The organism is Bacillus sp. FDAARGOS_235, from assembly GCF_002073415.2.
Classification (GTDB): Bacteria; Bacillota; Bacilli; order Bacillales; family Bacillaceae_G; genus Bacillus_A; species Bacillus_A toyonensis.
The window spans coordinates 2,813,667-2,835,000 of sequence record NZ_CP020437.2; the positions used below are offsets into that span (position 1 = coordinate 2,813,667).

The window sequence follows — 21,334 nt, forward strand, 5'->3', positions numbered from 1 at the left end:
GATACGTTGAGTCTTTCTACCTGCTCAAAAAGAAAAATGGCTTCTTTAAGAAAACCATCATTCTGTTTCATAATCTGCTGATTTTACTATCTTTTCCAAGAGAAACAAAAATATACATCTTTTCTCAACGCAGAAAATCATATATTGGCATTGTATAATGTTAACATAGCCAAAAATAACCGTCAACGCTTTTTTGATTTTATGATATAATATCCTTTTTTCTTTTCTACAACTTCAACTTCAGAAAATACTTCTTCTAGTTTTTTTAGCGCAGATGGTGCACCTTGTTTCTTTTGAATAACAATCCACAATTCTCCACCTGAAACTAAATACTCTACAGCTTTTTCTAAAATCTCATGCACGATATCTTTACCAGCACGAATTGGAGGATTAGATAGAATAACAGCATACTTGCCATCTACATTTTCATAGACACTACTTTGCAAAATACGTACATTTTCAATTTTGTTATTAGCGGCATTTTCTTTTGCAAGCCCCAAGGCCCTTTCATTCACATCCACCATGTGAATTTCACGATCTTGAAACTCTTTCGCTAACGACAAACCGATTGGACCGTACCCACACCCTACGTCTAACACATTACCTTTAACATCTGGCATTTGAAACGCTTCAATTAAAAGACGAGAACCAAAGTCCACTTCGTTTTTCGAGAACACCCCATGGTCAGATAAAAAAGTAAATCGAGATTCACGAAGCGTAAATTCCCATCGTTTACGATCACTCTTACTAGAAGGGTCGTTAGAAAAATAATGGTCTGCCATATGGCCACCTCTTTTCTTTACAGTTAAAAAAAAAGCTCGCATGAGAGCGAGCTTTTTAAAGCATCAAAAGTTAATTACTTAACTTCTACAGCAGCGCCAACTTCTTCAAGTTTAGCTTTCATTTCTTCAGCTTCCTCTTTAGAAACGCCTTCTTTGATTGCTTTTGGAGTGTTGTCAACTAATTCTTTAGCTTCTTTTAAGCCAAGACCAGTGATTTCACGTACAGCTTTGATAACTTTGATTTTTTGAGCGCCAGCACTTGCAAGTACTACGTCAAATTCAGTTTTCTCAGCAGCAGCTTCACCAGCGCCACCAGCTACAGCTACAGGAGCAGCAGCAGTTACGCCGAATTCTTCCTCGATAGCTTTTACTAAGTCGTTAAGTTCTAATACAGTCATAGATTTAACTGCTTCAATGATTTGTTCTTTAGTCATTGTAAATATCCTCCCTTAAATAGGTTTGTATTGTTTTATAGATAACAAGTAATTATCTTTTAAAAAATTAAGCGCCTTGCTCTTCCTTTTGTTCTGCAACTGCTTTAGTAGCAAGTGCAAGGTTACGGATTGGAGCTTGAAGAACGCTAAGAAGCATAGAAAGTAAGCCTTCACGTGATGGAAGAGTAGCGATAGCTTTAACCTCATCAAGTGTTACAAGTTTACCTTCGATTACGCCCGCTTTAATTTCTAAAGCTTCATGTTTTGTAGCGAAGTCGTTTAATACTTTCGCAGGAGCAACTACATCCTCGTTACTGAACGCGATTGCGTTTGGTCCTGTTAAGAATTCGTTTAACTCAGCCATTTCAGCAGACTCTGCAGCACGACGAGTTAAAGAGTTTTTGTAAACTTTGAACTCAACGCCAGCTTCACGTAATTGCTTACGTAATTCTGTTGCTTCAGAAACTGTTAAACCACGGTAGTCAACAACGATTGTAGATTTACTAGCGCGAAGTTTGTCCGCGATTTCAGTTACAACTTGTTGTTTAGTTTCGATTACTTTGCTCATGTTATTACACCTCCTGTAGATTATATAGAAGATGTACCGAAAGTGCACTAAAAACCTCCATGCCCAACTTGTAGACATGGAGGCATATAGTCACAGAAAAAAGATTCCGCTTCGTATATTAACACCTAGGTAGGAAATTAAGTCGAATGACACCTACTGTCTACGGTACACTATTTAAATTCACAACATAAATGATTATATTAAAACTTCTTTATGAAGTCAACTTCCAATTTTTACGCAAGTGTAGAAACGTCTACGCGTACGCCAGGTCCCATTGTAGAAGCAACAGTTGCATTCTTCATGTAAGTACCTTTTGCAGCAGCTGGCTTAGCTTTTTGTAGCGTGTCAGCAATTGTTTTGAAGTTTTCTACTAGTTTAGCATCTTCGAAAGATACTTTACCGATTGGAACGTGGATGTTACCAGCTTTATCAACGCGGTATTCAACTTTACCAGCTTTGATTTCGTTAACAGCTTTAGTTACATCGAAAGTAACTGTTCCAGTTTTAGGGTTTGGCATTAAACCTTTAGGTCCTAATACGCGACCAAGTTTACCAACTTCACCCATCATGTCAGGAGTTGCTACTACTACATCGAAATCGAACCAACCTTGTTGGATTTTACCGATGTAATCAGCATCGCCTACGAATTCAGCGCCAGCAGCTTCAGCTTCTTTTGCTTTTTCGCCTTTAGCGAATACTAATACACGTTGTACTTTACCAGTACCGTGTGGAAGAACAACTGCGCCACGAATTTGTTGGTCAGCTTTCTTAGGGTCAACACCTAAACGGAATGCAGCTTCTACAGTTGCATCAAATTTAGCTGTGTTTGTTTTCTTTACTAATTCTACTGCTTCTGTTGCAGAGTAAGCAGTTGCACGATCGACAAGCTTCGCAGCTTCTACGTACTTTTTACCTCTTTTAGCCATTTTTATTTCCTCCTCGAATGTGGTTTTAGCGGAATAACCTCCCACGTTTACGCTTTTTTTCCAGGGATAACCTGAGGATGCGCGCCATCCTTTTATTTTAAAAAACGATAATCATTTACGATAATAAAGGTTGCGAATTGGAATTCCAGACCCGCAACCTTTTTTAAAAACAAATCGAATTAGTCTTCGATAACGATGCCCATACTGCGTGCAGTACCTTCAACCATACGCATTGCAGCTTCTACGCTAGCAGCGTTTAGGTCAGGCATTTTAGTTTCAGCGATTTCGCGTACTTTATCACGCTTAACAGTTGCCACTTTATTACGGTTTGGTTCACCAGAACCAGACTCAATACCAGCTACTTTCTTAAGAAGAACAGCAGCAGGAGGAGTTTTAGTAATGAAAGTGAATGAACGGTCCTCAAATACCGTAATTTCAACAGGGATGATAAGACCAGCTTGATCTGCTGTACGAGCGTTAAACTCTTTACAGAAGCCCATGATGTTAACACCTGCTTGTCCTAATGCTGGACCAACTGGTGGAGCTGGGTTAGCTTTACCTGCAGGAATTTGAAGCTTTACCATTTTAATTACCTTTTTAGCCACGAGACACACCTCCTTAAGTCCGTGATGTGGTCAATTGGACAGTGATTTGCCCTCCCACGTCATATTTTATCTGTAACGATAAAATCTTTCAAAAAACGTCTCCGATAACGAAGACGTACTGACTTAAAAGATATTATCACTTTTTACAATTCATTTCAAGTTTCATTTTATAATTTTTCAATTTGATGGAAGTCAAGTTCAACTGGAGTCTCGCGACCAAACATATCTACAAGCACACTAACTTTCTTCTTCTCCACATCAATTTCTTCAATAGCACCTGTATAATCTGCGAATGGTCCCTCATTTACACGTACTGTCTCATGAAGTTCAAAGTCGAAATCAACCACTTCATTGTCCATTCCCATATGCTTCATAATGGTAACAACTTCCTCTTCTAATAGAGGAGATGGTTTAGATCCAGAACCTGAAGAACCAACAAAACCTGTTACACCCGGTGTATTACGAACAACATACCAAGAGTCATCAGTCATGATTAGTTCCACTAATACGTAACCTGGGAACACTTTTCTTTTCATTATTTTTTCTTTACCATTTTTCATTTCTACTTCTACTTCTTCCGGGACAACAACACGGAAAATTTTATCTTGCATACCCATTGATTCTACACGTTTCTCTAGGTTTGCCTTTACTTTATTTTCATATCCAGAATAAGTATGGACAACATACCAACTTTTTTCCATTCATTTAGGACGAGCGTCCTTCCCTCCCTGACGTACATTTTTTTGCGCAAATGAAAAAACCCGTTCACCGGGCTTTTACACAGTTCTTATAAATAACATTATATCATGGATAAGTGCTTCTTATTCAAGAATTAACCAAGAATTAACCGAATTAAAGAAGAAATGCCCATATCAACTACTGCGAAGAAAATCGCAAAGAACACAACTGTAGCGATAACAGTCGCTGTTGAGCGGAGTAATTCATCTTTTTTAGGCCAACTTACTTTTTTCATTTCGCGACCTACATCGCCGAAAAAGTTCGTTAAACGCATCTGCGGGACCTCCAGTGTATTATTTATTTTGTTTCCTTGTGAACTGTATGCTTATTGCATGTTTTACAAAACTTCTTTATCTCAAGTCGCTCTACTGAGCTCGTATCTTTCATCGTAGAGTAGTTTCGATTTTTACACTCTTCACATGAGAGTACAACTTTTTTCCTCATTAGTTACACCAGCCTTGTAACATTATGTCCCTAAAAATGTATCATACAACAAAAGACAATGTCAATGTCATGACTCCCACTCTCTTTACAAAAAGAAAACAGGTGAATTAATTTACACCTGCGTTACTTTCTATGAATTTAAAGTTGTACTCTCTCTCATTTCCATATATCGTTCCAATTTCCTCTTCACCCGCTGTAAAGCGTTATCAATAGATTTCACATGTCTGTTTAACTGTTCCGAAATCTCTTGATAAGAGCGACCATCTAAGTATAAAGAAAGTACTTTTCTTTCTAAATCGCTTAATAATTCAGATATTTTAGACTCTATGTCGGTATATTCTTCTTGACTAATGATCATCTCTTCAGGATCAGTCACCTTCGCTTCGGAAATAACATCCAATAACGTTCGATCAGATTCCTCATCGTAAATCGGCTTATCTAAAGACACATACGAATTTAAAGGAATATGTTTTTGTCTTGTTGCTGTTTTAATAGCGGTAATAATTTGTCGAGTAATACACAGTTCAGCAAATGCTTTGAACGAAGACAGCTTGTCCTCTTTATAATCACGAATTGCTTTAAACAATCCAATCATACCTTCTTGAACAATATCTTCTCGATCGGCACCCACTAAGAAATAAGATCTTGATTTCGCGCGAACAAAGTTCTTATATTTATGAATTAAATATTCTAGAGCGTCAGTATTACCTTTTCGAACTAACTCAACGATTGCCTCATCCTCTAAATCACGAAATGTAACGTCGCCTACACTTACGAAGCCTGCTTCCACCTTGATCCCTCCGACCGCTATTTATTTAGCAATATTATACAGTAAAAAGACAAAGAGCGTCAATGCTTCAACGCTCTCCTCTTCTTAATTTTTCTAATTTTTCTGTAATATCCTCACTAAATATCTTTCGCATGGCAGGTTGCTTTTCTTTCGTGTCTTTTGTACGTCTTCTTACTTGTTGTTCCATCGCTTGTACTTCTAACTCTAATTCACGCGCAGATTTCCGAAGGGCACCTTGCGCAAATATAACCCATTGTTCCGTATAATCAGAAGTCGCAACATATATTTGTGTATTTATATTTCTAAGCTCAATCGCAAGTTTCTCTATCTTTTCGTCCGCAGTTTGATTTTTGCGCGTGAATATTACTTCCACCCGCGATTGTTTCATCTTTTTTTCAATACCGTGGACTGTATAGGCATCAAAGACTATCATTACTTTCGTTCCTGTATATCCTTGATAATCCGCCATCTTATCAATAAGCGCGTCTCTTGATGATTGCAAATCTACATCCCGTAGTTTTTTCAAGTCTCCCCAAGCTCCGATAATGTTGTAACCGTCAACGATTAAAATATCGTTCATTTTTTATTTACCAATTTCGTGACGTTTACGATATACCTCATACATTAACAAACTTGCGGCTACTGAAGCATTTAAGGATGTAACTTTACCAACCATCGGTAAAGTAATTAAGAAATCACACTTTTCACCAATAATACGACTCATACCTTTTCCTTCACTACCAATTACTAATCCAATCGGCATTTTACCATCTAAATTACGGTAATCCGTTTTTCCTTTGGCATCTGTACCAGCAATCCAAAGTCCGCGTTCCTTCAATTCATCAATTGTGCGAGATAAGTTTGTTACGCGCGCAACTGGAATATATTCAATTGCTCCTGTTGATGCTTTTGCAACTGATGCTGTAAGTCCTACAGCCCTTCTTTTCGGAATAATAACCCCATGAGCTCCTGTGGCATCAGCAGTACGCATAATAGAACCTAGGTTATGCGGATCTTCAATTTCATCTAAGATTAAGAAGAATGGATCTTCATTACGTTTTTCTGCTACTTTGAATAAATCTTCTAATTCAGCATACTGGTATGCAGCTACTTGAGCAATTACACCTTGATGATTACCCTCAACTAATTGATCTAACTTCTTCTTTGGTGCATGTTGTAAAATAATCTTATTTTCTTTCGCTAATGCTAGTACAATCTGCACTTGCCCTTTGGCAGCACCTTCCGCGATCCAAATTTTATTAATATCTCTCCCTGATCGTAACGCTTCAATTACAGGGTTACGTCCGATAATATATTCACTACTCATGATGATGTGCCCCCTTCCTTTTCTTCTAAAACTGCAATTGCCTTATATACAATTTCGTCTAATCTTTCACGATTATTTAATAAGTGATGATAACCAATTAGCGCTTCAAAGGCTGTACTATGTCGATATGTTTGTACATCCGTATTTTTCGGAACGGTACCTGAATTTGCATTACGCCCTCTTCTTAATACCGCCTCTTCTTCCTCTGTCAAAAATGACGTCTCTAATAAATGATAAACAACTTTCGCCTGTGCTTTTGCCGAAACAAAGCTCGTCCCTAAGCGATGTAATTGATTAGGACGAACCTTTCCTTTTTGAAGGAGGTGATAGCGGATATATTGTTCATATACCGCATCACCCATATATGCTAACGCTAAGCTGTTTAATTGCTTTGCATCAATCATTCTTATCCTCTTTTCCATCTTGTACCTTGTGCGGTATCTTCTAAAATAATATTACGTTCTTTTAAATCATCGCGAATTTGATCAGATAATGCGAAATCACGATTTTTACGAGCTTCAATACGCTTTTGGATAAGCGCCTCAATTTCCTCATCAAGCAATTCTTCTTTTGCTAATTCTAATCCTAAAATATCGAATAATGTTTCAAGTTGTTTCACGTATGCTTCAATTACAACTTTAGAAGTATGTTCTTCTAATAAATATTGATTTGCGTGATTTGCTACATTATATAATTCAGTAATCGCATTAGCAGTATTGAAGTCATCATCCATTGCTTCTTCAAATGCAGCCTGGAATTTTTCCATCTCAGCTAACCATTTCTCATTATGATCTGTTAAATTCGCGCTACTTTCCATACGATGCTTTAAGTTACCGTAAGCTGTTTTAATTCTTTCTAGCCCGTTATTCGTACTTTGTAATAACTCTTCACTAAAGTTAATTGGATGACGGTAATGTACTGATAGCATAAAGAATCTAATTAACTGTGGATCATATTGCTTAATGATATCGTGAACTAAAATGAAGTTTCCAAGTGACTTAGACATCTTCTCATTATCAATATTAATATATCCATTATGCATCCAGTAACGTGCAAATGTTTTTCCAGTCAACGCCTCGGACTGTGCAATTTCATTTTCATGATGAGGAAATGCTAAGTCTTGACCACCAGCATGAATGTCAATTGTATCCCCTAAGTACTTACGTGCCATCGCTGAGCATTCAATATGCCACCCTGGACGTCCTTTCCCCCAAGGGCTTTCCCAGAAGATTTCTCCCTCTTTTGCAGCTTTCCATAAAGCAAAGTCAAGAGGGTCTTGTTTCTTTTCTCCTACTTCAATACGTGCACCATGACGTAAATCAGCGATTGGCTGATGCGATAATTTACCGTAACCTTCGAATTCTTTCGTTCTAAAGTACACATCACCTTCTGATTCATATGCATACCCTTTATTCACAAGTTCTTGAATAAATTCAATAATAATATCCATATTTTCTGTTACACGCGGATGAACTGTTGCATGTTTGCAACCTAGTGCGGTTACATCTTCAAAATATGCTTCAACGAAACGGTCAGCAATTGTCGGTACATCTTCACCTAATTCATTTGCTGCTTTAATTAATTTATCATCTACGTCAGTAAAGTTAGATACATACTGCACTTCGTACCCTTTGTATTCTAAATAACGGCGTACTGTATCGAACACCATAGGGGGTCTCGCATTCCCAATATGGATGTAGTTATATACTGTAGGACCGCAAACATACATCTTTACCTTATTTTCTTCTAATGGAATAAACTTTTCCTTTTGACGTGTTAGCGTATTATAAATGTGAATAGTCATTTTTATCCTTCCTTTCTACCTTTACTTCAAGTTGCTTTTTCAATTTATCAAGTTCTGCTTCCATAACCTTTAATTTATCAAAAATCGGATCCGGAAGATCGGAATGATTTAACTCTTGACCAATCTTCACTCCATTTTGAATAACGACTCGGCCAGGTATACCTACAACTGTAGAATGCGCAGGGACTTCTTTTAATACAACGGATCCTGCTCCAATTTTAGAATTCTCTCCAACAGTAATTGAGCCTAGTACTTTAGCACCTGTTGCAATTAATACATTATCCTGAATTGTAGGGTGCCTCTTTCCCTTTTCTTTTCCCGTACCACCTAATGTAACACCTTGATAAATTGTTACATTATCACCAATCTCACACGTTTCTCCAATTACAACCCCCATTCCATGGTCAATGAAAAAATGACGACCAATTGTTGCTCCTGGATGAATCTCAATGCCAGTAAAAAACCGACTAACTTGTGAAATCCAACGTGCAATAAAAAAGAAATTCTTTTTATAAAAAGCATGTGCAATTCGATGGGCCCAAACTGCATGTAATCCAGAGTAAGTCAAAATGACTTCGAAATAACTTCGTGCCGCTGGATCCTGTTCAAAAACGACTTCAATATCTTCCCGAAGCCTCTTAAACATCGATGTCCCCTCCCCTTTATGGGCTGCTTTTTCGAGTGAACTAACTCCCTTAACTCCCCACTTATCCTCTAAATCTTTATACAAGGAGATCAAACTTATACTTATACCCACTTTTACGGTATAAAAAAAGACGCCTCTGTCATATTGACAGAGACGCCTTTTAAGCGCGGTTCCACTCTGTTTAGGCTAATAAAAAAGCCTCAAACTCATCCATGATAACGGTGTACACCGCTTCTGCTTACTTTACGCCCTAAGACATTTCACGAAACAATTCGTTGTTCAGCAGAAGACTCGAAGGGGCATTTCAAAAATCCGCTTATAAACCACTTCCAGCCTAAAGGTGGTTCTCTCTGTAAAAAGCCTGATTTTCTACTTCTCCTTCTCGTCGCTTTTCCTTATTAGATTTTAAGTATACTTATTATATTTCTAAACCTAGAAAATGTTAACCAATTACTTTTTGAAGACGATTTAAAACTTTTTCTTTCCCAAGAAGTGCAATCGCATTAGGAAGCTCTGGACCATGTGTTTGACCAGTAGTAGCAACACGGATTGGCATAAATAAGTTTTTACCTTTATGCCCTGTTTCCTTTTGAACTGCTTTAATAGCTGCCTTAATCGCTGCAGGCTCCATCGCTTCTAGAACTTCTATTTGACCAGCAAATGCACGAAGTACTTCAGGTACCTGTTCACCATTTAACACTTCTTGCCCTTCTTCTTCATAATCAACATGATCTTTAAAGAACATTTCAGAAAGCTCTACGATTTCAGCTCCGAAACTCATTTGGTCATGATATAAAGCAATTACATCACGAATCCAAGCTTGTTCTTGTTCACTTAAAGTTTCGCCCACACGTCCAGCTTTCACTAAATGCGGTAAACTTAACTCTACAACCGTATCTAAATCTTGCTTTTTCATATACTGGTTGTTCATCCATTTTAATTTTTGAGAATCAAATAATGCAGGTGATTTTGATAAACGAGCTGCATCGAACATTTTGATGAACTCATCTTTAGAGAAGATTTCTTCTTCTCCTACCGGCGACCAACCTAGTAGTGCAATAAAGTTAAAGATTGCTTCTGGAAGATATCCTAGCTCTTTATATTGCTCAATAAATTGAATAATAGATTCATCACGTTTACTTAACTTTTTACGGCTTTCGTTAACAATTAGAGTCATATGACCGAATTGTGGGATGTCCCAACCGAAAGCTTCATATATCATCATTTGTTTTGGCGTATTTGAAATATGATCATCGCCACGAAGCACATGTGTAATCTCCATTAAGTGATCATCTACTGCTACCGCAAAGTTATAAGTTGGAATTCCATCTTTTTTCACGATAACAAAATCACCGAAATCATTTGAATGGAATGCGACTTCATCTTTTACGATGTCTTTGAATGTGTAATCACGATCAGCTGGTACACGGAAACGAATACTTGGAATACGTCCCTCAGCTTCAAATTCTTTCATTTGTTCTTCAGTTAAATCACGATGGTTACCTGCATAACGAGGTGTTTCACCACGAGAAATTTGTCCTTCACGCTCTGCTTCCAGCTCTTCTTCTGTCATATAACATTTGTAAGCTAAACCACGCTCTAATAAATCTAGATATAATTTTTTATAAATATCTAAACGCTCTGTTTGACGATATGGTCCGAATTCACCACCAACATCAACACCTTCATCCCAGTCCATACCGAGCCATTTCAAGTATTTTAATTGGCTTTCTTCTCCACCTGCAACATTACGTTTTACATCAGTATCTTCAATACGAATAATAAACTTACCATCTTGATGACGAGCAAATAAATAATTAAATAATGCCGTACGCGCATTTCCGATATGTAAGTGTCCTGTTGGACTTGGCGCATAGCGCACTCTCACTTGCTTTTCCATAATTGGTACACCTTCCATTCTTAATGTCAACACATTCTATAATTGTACAACAAAAAAATGTGATTATCCATCTTACGAATTAAAAACCATTATTTTTTCTGTAATAATACCACTGCTTGAGAAGCAATTCCTTCTTCTCTACCTGTAAATCCTAATTTTTCTGTTGTTGTTGCCTTTACATTAATGTTATCTATAGACGTTTCTAACAGTTCACTAATACGTTTACGCATACTTTCAATATGCGGTGCCATTTTTGGCTTTTGAGCAATAATTGTACAATCTAGATTTCCTAGCTCGTAACCTTGTTCGCGTACAAATTCCCAAACCTTTTGTAGTAATATAGCTGAATCTGCATCTTTAAAGGCAGGATCAGTATCAGGAAAATGCTTTCCAATATCTCCTGCTGCAATTGCTCCTAGACATGCGTCAGCAATCGTATGTAACAATACATCCGCATCTGAGTGACCGATTAATCCCTTCTCATGAGGAATTGTAATTCCGCCAATAATTAACGGTCTACCTTCCGCAAATTCATGTACATCAAAACCTTGTCCAATTCGAAACATTCTTTACATCCTCCTTGAGCTAAACCACTGAGCTTTATGACTCTATATTATATCGATATCCTTACAAAGAAAAGCCCGGCTATTGCCGAGCTTTCCTTTGTTATACACCATCACGGCTATTTTTTCTGAACATGAAGGAAACTTTCAGCAATTAGTAAATCCTCTGGAGTCGTCACTTTAATATTATAGTAACTCCCCTCTACTACACCTACTTGCTTACCAATGCGTTCTACGAGACTTGCATCATCTGTACCAAGAAAACAGCTCTGTTTTGCACTTCTATGAGCTTCTAACAAAAGCGAAACAGAGAACCCTTGCGGTGTTTGTACAGCCTTAAGCTGAGATCGTTCTACCGTTTCGACAACAACACCTTGCTCTACTTTCTTCACTGTATCCTTTACTGGCACTGCACAAATGGAAGCCCCATATTTTTCTGCTGCTGTTAATACATCTTGAATCACTTTATTCGTTACGAATGGGCGCGCTCCGTCATGCACAAGAACGTATTCCACATCACTTGCATGCTGAATCGCGTTATATACACTATCTTGTCTTTCAGCCCCACCTTGAATAAATTGCACCTGTTTTTCAATCGGATACTTCTGCATTAATTCTTCAAAATACGGGCGTTCCTCTTCGTTAATTGCCATAACAATACTTTTGCACGCCTTATCTCTTTCAAAAGCACGTAATGTATGCACGATAATCGGTACTTCATTTATAAGTAAGAACAACTTATTTTTGCCAGCACCCATCCGCTTTCCTTGACCGGCTGCCGGAATAATTAATGTATACATATTAATAATCCTCTACCTATAATGCTTTTTCTAATAATTTACGTTTTGCGAAAATCATACGACCAGCCGATGTTTGTAATACGCTAGTAACTAGTACATTAAGTTGCGAACCTACATACTCTCTACCATCTTCTACTACAATCATCGTACCATCATCTAAGTACGCAACACCTTGGTTTTGCTCTTTACCATCTTTCACAACATAAACACTTAATTCTTCGCCAGGGAGTACAACTGGTTTAATTGCATTAGCTAAATCATTAATGTTTAACACCGTTACTCCTTGTAATTCAGAAACTTTATTTAAGTTAAAATCATTTGTTACTACAGTTCCACCGGTGATTTTAGCTAACTTTACAAGTTTGCTATCCACCTCTTGGATATCCTCGAAATCGCCTTCATAAATTTCTACCGGAATCGGCATCTCTTTTTGAATACGATTTAAAATGTCTAGTCCTCTGCGACCACGATTACGCTTTAAAGCATCGGAGGAGTCGGCAATATGCTGAAGCTCTTCTAATACGAATTGTGGAATTACAATTGTTCCTTCTAAAAACTTCGTTTGGCAAATATCAGCAATACGTCCATCAATAATTACACTCGTATCGAGAATTTTCCAATGAGCCGTAGATTTTTCTACCTCTATCTCTTCGTTCTCACTATTGTTTTTCTTCTTACCTCCGCGTTGGGGTAATGTAAATAATCCTAGCAATTCATTCCTCTTTTTAAATCCTACTTGGAATCCTAAATATCCAAGTAAAAGAGTAAAGAACACTTGCAATACTGTGCTAATAACCGGAATTGTAAATTCACGAATTGGTATTAAAATTAAATATGCAACAATGAGACCAGAGATTAAACCTAATGTACCAAATAAAACATCTGCTACAGGCGCCTTTACAAGAGCCTCTTCAATATGCTTAATAAGTTGAACAATATAATCTACAAGCCAAAATGTTGTTAAAAATAAAATAATTGCACCAATAATTGCACGAACATACGATCCTTCCAATAAAGGAACAGCACCGATGTCTAATACATTAATAACTTTTGGGATTAAGTAAATCCCTAACGCTCCCCCAATTACTAGAAAGAAGAGCTGTACGATCCGTTTTAACATCCAACCACCTCCTACTCATTATTAACCATTGTTTCGCTAATCAAAACGCCGAATGCAAAAGCGGACGTGTTTTTTTATAAATAGTTTTATTTACCAATATATCATATCATATACCAAAAATGTTCTAGTGTCGTTATATTATGGAATCAATGTAATATTCTTAATTGTGTCTACTCATATAGAGATGCTCTTGAATTCTTTTTAAGCCTTCTCGTATTTTCTTCGCCCTTACTTCTCCAATTCCTTCCACATCATCCAATTCATGAATAGTCGCGCGACAAACACCTTGCAACGTTTTGAATCGATTAATTAAATTTTCAATGATAAGTGGCGGAACACGAGAGATTTTGCTTGTGATTCGATATCCCCTTGGCGTCACACTTTCTTCTAAACTCGTTTGCCCTGGGTAGCCAAGTAATTTTACTAAATCACTATCCTCTAAAAGTTGTGTATTTGCAAGGTCCTGCAACTTTTTCAAAATTTGATGATGGTCTTGTGTTTTTTCTTGGTGATAATCTTTGATTAATAATGCTGCCTCTGCCTCTAAATCAGCTAGTAGTTCTGTAAGTTGTAAACGGATTAACCTACCTTCTGTTCCTAGCTCATGAATATAGCTCAATATTTCATTTTTAATACGCAGTACCATTTCAACACTATGTAAAACGTGAACGACCTCGGACATTGTAACGACCTCTTCAAATTCTAGAATGCCCAAATTCGTAATACCATCATTCCATACAGCCTTATATTTTTCTAACGTTTGAATAGCCTGATTTGCCTTTGTTAAAATAACCCCTATATCTTTTAGTGTATAACGTAAGTTCCCTTGATATAGCGTAATTACGTTACGTCTTTGTGAAATAGCTACAACAAGGCTACCAGTCTGCTTCGCTACACGTTCTGCTGTTCGGTGACGCATGCCTGTTTCAATAGAATCAATAGATGCCTCTGGAACTAACTGTGCATTTGCTATTAAAATTTTACTTCCCGTTTCATTTAAAATAAGTGCCCCGTCCATTTTTGCTAATTCATATAAACTAGCAGGAGAGAATGCACAATTAATGTGAAAACCGCCATCAACAATACTTTTAATCTGCTCATTATATCCAAGAACAATTAGTCCCCCTGTTTGTGCGCGAAGTACATTATCTATCCCTTCGCGCAGTGGTGTCCCTGGGGCCACGAGCTGTAAAATATTAATCATACTTTTGACACGTTGCTTATTTTCTTCCATAGCCTAGCCTCCTAATGTCAAACGAAGCGCTTCTCCTAAATTAGAAACACCTACAACCTCAATCCCATCTGGAATTGTCCATCCTCCTAAGTTTTTTCTAGGAATAATAACACGTTGAAATCCTAATTTAGCCGCTTCTTGTACACGTTGTTCGATTCTTGATACTCTTCTTATTTCTCCAGTTAATCCTACTTCTCCTATTACTGCATCGGTTGGTGCCGTAGATTTATCCCTAAAACTTGAGGCTATACTTAAAGCCACTGCTAAATCAATTGCCGGTTCATCTAATTTCAAACCACCAGCTACTTTTAAATATGCATCTTGATTTTGCAATAGTAAGCCTGTTCTTTTTTCTAATACTGCCATAATAAGCGAAACACGGTTATGATCAATTCCCGTCGCCATTCTTCGAGGATTTCCAAAACTAGTAGGGGAGATTAAAGCTTGTATTTCTACTAAAACCGGTCTTGTTCCTTCCATTGAAGCAACTACTGTTGACCCTGCAACACCAACCGGCCTTTCCTCAAGGAAGATTTCAGAAGGATTTAAAACTTCCGCAAGACCAAGCTCTTTCATTTCAAAGATACCCATTTCATTCGTGGAACCAAAACGGTTCTTCACAGCTCGTAAAATACGATACGTATGGTGTCGATCTCCCTCAAAGTAGAGAACTGCATCGACCATATGTTCTAACATACGAGGTCCTGCAATTGCTCCTTCTTTTGTCACATGCCCGACGATGAAAATAGGGATTCCTTTTGTTTTTGCAAGTTTCATTAATTCCGCTGTACATTCACGTACTTGTGCCACACTTCCTGGCGCTGACGTCACTTCAGGTAAATGTATCGTTTGAATAGAATCAATAACAACAAAAGCTGGATTCATTTCTTCAATATGTGCTGCAATACGCTGCAAGTCTGTCTCTGCTACAACAAATAGATTGCTACCCTTTACATGCAAACGATCTGCACGAAGTTTAATCTGCTTTGCCGACTCCTCACCCGATATGTATAATACATCATATGAAGAATCTGCTAATTGCGATGAAATCTGTAATAGTAATGTTGATTTTCCAATCCCAGGGTCTCCACCAATAAGTACTAAGGACCCATCTACAATTCCGCCACCAAGCACACGGTTAAACTCTTGAAATTCCGTTTCAATACGTGCCTCAGACTTTGTTTCTACTTCAGTAAGACGTCTTGGTTTTGTTACTTCCGTTTGAATTGCATTCGCGTAATTAAGGCGCCTTGATGATACAACTGGTTCCATCTCTTCAACAAGTGTATTCCATTGACCACATCCGGGACATTTACCCATATATTTCGGTGACTGATAACCACATTCTTGACATATAAATTTCGTTTTCTTTTTAGCCATACCTTTTTATAGTTCACTTCACTTTCGTCTATAAACGTTTATCCTTCTCGTACAAGAAAGAGGGCTATCGCGTAGCCCTCTTTGTTTGTCTATACTTATTTTACCTTTTCCGCACTATGAATGACAAATGATTCTCCTTCTACATCAAAGATAACTTTTTGTCCTTTCTCAATAGCACCTTTTAAAAGTTCTTCAGATAGTCTATCTTCTACATGCTTCTGAATTGCCCTACGAAGCGGACGAGCACCGTACTCACGATCAAATCCTTTATCAGCAATAGCAGAAATTGCCCCTTCTGTTAATTGCAATTCGATTTCTTGTTCTTTTAAGCGATTCACTAACTGATTTACCATAAGAGTTACAATTTCTTGAATATGTTTTTTCTCAAGCATATGGAATACGATAATTTCATCGATACGGTTTAAGAATTCTGGACGAAATGCTTTTTTCAGTTCATCCATTACTTTACCTTTCATATCCGAATAATCGCGGCTCTCATCTTGTACGTTAAATCCAAGATACTTATTACGTTTTAATGCATCTGCCCCAACGTTAGATGTCATAATAACAATTGTATTACGGAAATCTACTGTACGTCCTTTAGAATCGGTTAAACGACCATCTTCTAATACTTGTAGTAAAATATTAAACACATCCGGATGAGCTTTCTCTACCTCATCTAATAAGACAACTGAATATGGCTTGCGACGAACTTTCTCTGTTAATTGTCCACCTTCTTCATATCCAACATATCCTGGAGGAGAACCAACTAAACGGGAAGTAGAATGCTTCTCCATGTACTCTGACATATCGATGCGAATCATTGCATCTTCATCACCGAACATAGATTCTGCTAGTGCTCTTGCAAGTTCTGTTTTACCTACACCTGTTGGCCCTAAGAAAATAAATGAACCAATTGGGCGCTTCGGATCTTTTAATCCTGCTCTCGCACGACGAACAGCTTTTGCTACAGCTACTACCGCTTCATCTTGACCAATTAAACGATCATGAAGAATGGATTCTAAGTTTAATAATTTATCAGTCTCTGTTTGTGCAAGTTTAGAAACTGGGATACGCGTCCATGTAGAAACGACATTTGCAATATCTTCTACCGTAACCTCTGAATTTTCTTTTCCTTGTTGCTCTTTCCATTGACGTTTTGTATCTTCTAACTTCTCTCGTAAGCGTTGTTCCATATCACGTAAAGATGCAGCCTTTTCAAATTCTTGACTTTGTACAGCCGCATCTTTTTCTTTTCGAATCTCCTCAAGCTTCACTTCAAGCTCTTTTAAGTTTGGTGGTGTTGTATAAGAACGTAAGCGAACTTTTGAAGCAGCTTCATCAATTAAATCAATTGCTTTATCCGGTAAAAAGCGATCTGTAATATAACGATCTGAAAGTTTTACTGCTGCATCAATAGCGTCATCTGTAATAGATACACGGTGATGCGCCTCATAACGGTCACGTAAACCTTTCAAGATTTGAATCGATTCTTCTAAACTTGGCTCATCAACATGAATTGGTTGAAAACGTCTTTCTAAAGCCGCGTCTTTTTCAATATATTTGCGATACTCATCTAAAGTTGTCGCCCCAATACATTGCAACTCTCCTCGTGCTAAAGATGGTTTTAAAATATTCGATGCATCGATTGCACCTTCTGCTCCACCTGCACCAATTAATGTATGAAGCTCATCAATAAATAGAATAATATTGCCTGCTTGGCGAATTTCATCCATCACTTTCTTTAAACGGTCTTCAAATTCACCGCGATATTTCGTTCCAGCTACTACTGTACCCATGTCTAGTGTCATAACACGCTTATCTCTTAAAGTTTCAGGAACTTCATTATTTACAATTTGCTGTGCTAATCCTTCTGCAATTGCCGTTTTACCTACACCAGGCTCACCGATTAATACTGGGTTGTTTTTCGTTCTACGGCTTAACACCTCAATTACACGTTGAATTTCTTTACCACGTCCAATAACAGGGTCTAAGCGATTTTCACGTGCAACAACTGTTAAGTCCCTTGCTAAACTGTCAAGTGTCGGTGTATTTGCATTTGTTGCTGAACCACCTTGATGACCTGAACTAGCTTCATTACTTCCAAGAAGTTGTAACACTTGTTGTCTCGCTTTATTTAAACTTACACCTAAATTATTTAAAACACGTGCCGCTACACCTTCACCTTCACGGATTAAACCGAGTAAAATGTGTTCTGTTCCAACGTAAGAATGGCCTAGCTTACGCGCTTCATCCATAGATAATTCAATAACCTTTTTAGCACGAGGTGTATAATGTACAGTTTGAGAAGCTTCTGTTCCACGCCCAATTAACGCTTCTACTTCTTTTTGAACTTTCTCTGGACTTAATCCAAGAGCAATTAACGCTTTTGCTGCAATTCCTTCACCTTCGCGTACAAGCCCAAGTAAAATATGTTCTGTTCCAATATTATTATGCCCAATACGAATTGCTTCCTCTTGAGATAAAGCTAATACTTTCTGTGCTCTTTCTGTAAATCTTCCAAACATCATAGAAATCGCCTCCTACTTGCGCTTAGTTTTTTTCAATACGTAATCGCTCACGGATTAAGGTTGATCTTCGATAATCTCTTTCTTCTGGCCCTAAAGGTCCTCCCGCGTATTGTTGTAAAATGCCCGGTTGAGTAAGAACCATTAACTCCGTCAAAATATTTCTCGATATACCTTTTATATATCCTAGATCAATACCAAGTCGTACATCTGATAAGCAATTAGCAGCTTCTGCAGATTGAATTAAACGACTGTTTGCTAGTATGCCGTAAGAACGATAAACCTTATCTTCAAGTTCAATACTTGAATTTTGTACAATTAATTCTCTAGCCATTTTTTCTTGCTGTATAATTTGTTGAATGACACCTTTTAAATCTGCAATAATATCTTCTTCAGACTTTCCTAGCGTCATTTGATTTGACACTTGAAATATATTACCTAACGCTTCGCTACCTTCACCGTATATTCCTCTTACTACTAACCCTAATTTTTGAATTACTTGTATAATACGGCTAATTCTTTTTGTTAAAACCAGTCCCGGTAAATGAATCATCACAGAAGCTCTTAACCCTGTGCCAACATTAGTAGGACAGCTTGTAATATATCCAAGTGATTCATCAAAAGCGTATTCAACTTCTTTCTCAATCCAATTATCTATTTGATTGGCGCTTTGAAGCGCCTCTGATAACTGTAATCCTGAAAATAGGCACTGAATCCGAATATGGTCTTCTTCATTAAGCATAACACTAATATGTTCACTTTCTGATAGTAGACATGCTCCATATTCTGTCCCTGCAAGATTTGGACTAATTAAATGCTTTTCGACTAAAACTCTCCTTTGAAGAGGGGTTAATTCATTCATCTTTAATAGTCCAAACTCCCCAAAGGACCCTACTGCTTTATTTATAAATTTCTTTTTAAATAATTCATGAATCTGTTTAGCTTCTTCTTCGTTTTGCATAGTAGAAAATTGATATTGTTTAAAATTACGAGCCAAACGAATTCGACTACTTAAAACAATATCAGAATCAGGGCCATCCCCCTTCATCCATGGACTAATCGCTTCATTCATAATTTTGTCCAGTGACATAGAACTATTCCCCCTCTCTATGCTCACTAAGATGTATTTCAAGACCTCGAATCTTATCTCTTACCTCTGCAGCTTTCTCAAATTCCTCTTTCTGTACGCATTGTTTCAGAATGAGTTTTAGTTCATCTAATTCTTTCTTTAAGTGGATATTTCCTTCTATACGTTCCGGAATTTTTCCACAATGATCTGTATGCCCACCATGAAGACGTTTTAATAGTGGCTTTAAATGCTCCTTAAATGTATCGTAGCAAGAAGAACAGCCAAAACGTCCCACTTTTGTAAATTGTTCATATGTCATCTTACAATCTGGGCATCTTACTATATTTGCATTTGAAAATCCATTTTTTCCTTCTTCAAACATTGTTGATTCACCGTGTAATAAACCAGCAAATAAATCATGAAATGAAAAGTTAGACTGCGATGATTGAAAGAAAGACGTATAGCCACTTTGCTCTGCACATTGCTCACAAAGATGAACTTCCGCCTTCTTCTCGTTAATTACTTTTGTATAATGTAAAGTCGCTGGTCTTATATTACAGTTTTGACAAGTCATCACTATCCCCACCTTTACAACAGGAACGCTCTATCTCATGATACTTTTCATACATTACTAGATTGTTCGCTTTCCTGAATCCGTTTAAATAAAAGTGCATGTTCTTTTTCAAAACTTCTACAACATTTAATTGCTTTATCTTAGTCATCATTCTTTTACAAAAGCTATATTTATTTATATTTCAGTGTTCTTAACATTGCGCATAATATTCGAGCCCTAAGTTCATCTCGAGAAGGAACATCCATTGATAATACAGAACGATCTATTACGCTTAACATCAGTTTCGCTTCACGATTTGTTATGATTCCCTCTTCTATTAAACGTATAATCATGCTTTCTGCATTCCCTTGCGCAACACTATGATCAATCATATGAAGCATTTGATCAATAATGTCTATATCGTCATGCAGTTTGACTTTTATAATGCGAATGTAACCTCCTCCACCACGTTTACTTTCTACTACAAATCCTCTTTCTAACGTAAAACGGGTATTGATTACATAATTGATTTGAGATGGTACGCACTCGAACCGATCCGCAATCTCATTTCTCTTAATTTCAATCACATTATTATTGCTTAAGTCAATAACTTGCTTTAGATATTGCTCAATGATATCAGATATATTTCTCATTTATCCGCCACCTTTATTGACTTTGACTATCTTTGACTTTAATTATATACGTATTAATAAAATTTGCAACTCTTTTGCTTATTCACTATCCTAGCCACATTCTCCTGTATTTAATCAAAATATTAATACTTTAAACACATTTTTTTATTACTATGGATTATAAAATAAAACACGAAAAAACACGAGTCATTTGACTCGTGTTTTAGTTGCTTGGCGACGTCCTACTCTCACAGGGACAAGGTCCCAACTACCATCGGCGCTAGAGAGCTTAACTTCCGTGTTCGGTATGGGAACGGGTGTGACCTCTCTGCCATCATCACCAAACTATGAAGGCATATTCCTTCAAAACTAGATAACATTTGCTACATATTATATGGTTAAGTCCTCGATCTATTAGTATTCGTCAGCTCCACATGTCACCATGCTTCCACCTCGAACCTATCAACCTGATCATCTTTCAGGGATCTTAC

General features: G+C 37.3%; 24 protein-coding genes, 2 rRNA genes and 2 other annotated features (1 of these 28 running past the window's edge). All 26 genes read right to left on the bottom strand.

What is annotated here, in order from left to right:
• Positions 1-182 precede the first annotated feature (182 nt).
• The gene (locus A6J74_RS16380; RefSeq protein WP_000763276.1) at positions 183-782 is read right to left on the bottom strand and encodes a class I SAM-dependent methyltransferase; all 600 of its coding nucleotides are present in this window, start codon (positions 780-782) and stop codon (positions 183-185) included.
• A gap of 74 nt (positions 783-856) precedes the next feature.
• Positions 857-1,216 (bottom strand): 50S ribosomal protein L7/L12, encoded by a 360-nt coding sequence (gene rplL, locus A6J74_RS16385; protein ID WP_000159737.1) that lies wholly within the window; start codon positions 1,214-1,216, stop codon positions 857-859.
• Between the two features lie 67 nt (positions 1,217-1,283).
• Positions 1,284-1,784, bottom strand: a complete 501-nt coding sequence (gene rplJ, locus A6J74_RS16390; RefSeq protein WP_000048718.1) for a 50S ribosomal protein L10 — start codon at positions 1,782-1,784, stop codon at positions 1,284-1,286.
• Positions 1,785-1,823: 39 nt separating this feature from the next.
• Positions 1,824-1,968 (bottom strand) — a sequence feature (ribosomal protein L10 leader region).
• Positions 1,969-2,017: 49 nt separating this feature from the next.
• The gene (gene rplA, locus A6J74_RS16395; RefSeq protein ID WP_002093855.1) at positions 2,018-2,710 is read right to left on the bottom strand and encodes a 50S ribosomal protein L1; all 693 of its coding nucleotides are present in this window, start codon (positions 2,708-2,710) and stop codon (positions 2,018-2,020) included.
• A gap of 179 nt (positions 2,711-2,889) precedes the next feature.
• Positions 2,890-3,315: a 50S ribosomal protein L11 gene (gene rplK, locus A6J74_RS16400; RefSeq protein WP_001085872.1), complete on the bottom strand. Its 426-nt coding sequence runs from the start codon at positions 3,313-3,315 to the stop codon at positions 2,890-2,892.
• A 167-nt stretch (positions 3,316-3,482) separates the two neighbouring features.
• Positions 3,483-4,016: a transcription termination/antitermination protein NusG gene (gene nusG, locus A6J74_RS16405; RefSeq protein ID WP_000415793.1), complete on the bottom strand. Its 534-nt coding sequence runs from the start codon at positions 4,014-4,016 to the stop codon at positions 3,483-3,485.
• Between the two features lie 131 nt (positions 4,017-4,147).
• Positions 4,148-4,327 carry a preprotein translocase subunit SecE gene (secE, locus tag A6J74_RS16410; RefSeq protein WP_001241321.1) on the bottom strand — a complete coding sequence of 60 codons (180 nt, stop codon included), beginning with the start codon at positions 4,325-4,327 and terminating at the stop codon, positions 4,148-4,150.
• A 23-nt stretch (positions 4,328-4,350) separates the two neighbouring features.
• The gene (gene rpmG, locus A6J74_RS16415) at positions 4,351-4,497 is read right to left on the bottom strand and encodes a 50S ribosomal protein L33 (protein WP_012260172.1); all 147 of its coding nucleotides are present in this window, start codon (positions 4,495-4,497) and stop codon (positions 4,351-4,353) included.
• 130 nt (positions 4,498-4,627) lie between these two features.
• Complete coding sequence (locus A6J74_RS16420; RefSeq protein WP_000387198.1) at positions 4,628-5,287, bottom strand: RNA polymerase factor sigma-70; 660 nt, start codon at positions 5,285-5,287, stop codon at positions 4,628-4,630.
• A gap of 67 nt (positions 5,288-5,354) precedes the next feature.
• Positions 5,355-5,867: an NYN domain-containing protein gene (locus A6J74_RS16425; RefSeq protein WP_000997879.1), complete on the bottom strand. Its 513-nt coding sequence runs from the start codon at positions 5,865-5,867 to the stop codon at positions 5,355-5,357.
• Positions 5,868-5,870: 3 nt separating this feature from the next.
• Positions 5,871-6,614, bottom strand: a complete 744-nt coding sequence (rlmB, locus tag A6J74_RS16430; protein WP_000093761.1) for a 23S rRNA (guanosine(2251)-2'-O)-methyltransferase RlmB — start codon at positions 6,612-6,614, stop codon at positions 5,871-5,873.
• Entirely contained in the window at positions 6,611-7,018 is a 408-nt protein-coding gene (locus A6J74_RS16435) for a Mini-ribonuclease 3 (RefSeq protein WP_000564265.1), read from the bottom strand. Before A6J74_RS16435 ends, rlmB begins: the two co-directional genes overlap by 4 nt.
• Before the next feature lie 2 nt (positions 7,019-7,020).
• Positions 7,021-8,418, bottom strand: coding sequence for a cysteine--tRNA ligase (cysS, locus tag A6J74_RS16440; RefSeq protein ID WP_000152285.1), 1,398 nt, complete (start codon positions 8,416-8,418; stop codon positions 7,021-7,023).
• Positions 8,399-9,064, bottom strand: a complete 666-nt coding sequence (cysE, locus tag A6J74_RS16445; protein ID WP_000476498.1) for a serine O-acetyltransferase — start codon at positions 9,062-9,064, stop codon at positions 8,399-8,401. Before cysE ends, cysS begins: the two co-directional genes overlap by 20 nt.
• A 146-nt stretch (positions 9,065-9,210) precedes the next feature.
• Positions 9,211-9,459, bottom strand: a binding site (T-box leader).
• A gap of 47 nt (positions 9,460-9,506) precedes the next feature.
• Positions 9,507-10,964 carry a glutamate--tRNA ligase gene (gene gltX / locus A6J74_RS16450; RefSeq protein WP_000415161.1) on the bottom strand — a complete coding sequence of 486 codons (1,458 nt, stop codon included), beginning with the start codon at positions 10,962-10,964 and terminating at the stop codon, positions 9,507-9,509.
• An 89-nt stretch (positions 10,965-11,053) separates the two neighbouring features.
• Positions 11,054-11,530 carry a 2-C-methyl-D-erythritol 2,4-cyclodiphosphate synthase gene (gene ispF / locus A6J74_RS16455; RefSeq protein WP_000488380.1) on the bottom strand — a complete coding sequence of 159 codons (477 nt, stop codon included), beginning with the start codon at positions 11,528-11,530 and terminating at the stop codon, positions 11,054-11,056.
• Between the two features lie 116 nt (positions 11,531-11,646).
• A complete protein-coding gene (gene ispD, locus A6J74_RS16460) occupies positions 11,647-12,327 on the bottom strand; it encodes a 2-C-methyl-D-erythritol 4-phosphate cytidylyltransferase (RefSeq protein ID WP_000288308.1) in 681 nt (226 codons plus the stop codon).
• A gap of 16 nt (positions 12,328-12,343) precedes the next feature.
• Entirely contained in the window at positions 12,344-13,447 is a 1,104-nt protein-coding gene (locus A6J74_RS16465) for a PIN/TRAM domain-containing protein (RefSeq protein ID WP_000919680.1), read from the bottom strand.
• Positions 13,448-13,607: 160 nt separating this feature from the next.
• Entirely contained in the window at positions 13,608-14,681 is a 1,074-nt protein-coding gene (gene disA, locus A6J74_RS16470; RefSeq protein WP_000392164.1) for a DNA integrity scanning diadenylate cyclase DisA, read from the bottom strand.
• 3 nt (positions 14,682-14,684) lie between these two features.
• Entirely contained in the window at positions 14,685-16,061 is a 1,377-nt protein-coding gene (radA, locus tag A6J74_RS16475) for a DNA repair protein RadA (RefSeq protein ID WP_001085199.1), read from the bottom strand.
• Between the two features lie 95 nt (positions 16,062-16,156).
• Complete coding sequence (gene clpC / locus A6J74_RS16480) at positions 16,157-18,592, bottom strand: ATP-dependent protease ATP-binding subunit ClpC (RefSeq protein WP_000971171.1); 2,436 nt, start codon at positions 18,590-18,592, stop codon at positions 16,157-16,159.
• A 22-nt stretch (positions 18,593-18,614) separates the two neighbouring features.
• Positions 18,615-19,679 carry a protein-arginine kinase McsB gene (locus A6J74_RS16485; protein WP_000050835.1) on the bottom strand — a complete coding sequence of 355 codons (1,065 nt, stop codon included), beginning with the start codon at positions 19,677-19,679 and terminating at the stop codon, positions 18,615-18,617.
• A 4-nt stretch (positions 19,680-19,683) separates the two neighbouring features.
• A complete protein-coding gene (locus A6J74_RS16490; RefSeq protein ID WP_000128388.1) occupies positions 19,684-20,232 on the bottom strand; it encodes a protein-arginine kinase activator protein McsA in 549 nt (182 codons plus the stop codon).
• Positions 20,233-20,402: 170 nt separating this feature from the next.
• Complete coding sequence (gene ctsR, locus A6J74_RS16495; protein WP_001244560.1) at positions 20,403-20,864, bottom strand: transcriptional regulator CtsR; 462 nt, start codon at positions 20,862-20,864, stop codon at positions 20,403-20,405.
• Positions 20,865-21,072: 208 nt separating this feature from the next.
• Positions 21,073-21,188: ribosomal RNA gene (rrf, locus tag A6J74_RS16500) — 5S ribosomal RNA — on the bottom strand.
• 49 nt (positions 21,189-21,237) lie between these two features.
• Positions 21,238-21,334, bottom strand: a 23S ribosomal RNA gene (locus A6J74_RS16505); it runs 2,825 nt beyond the window's last position.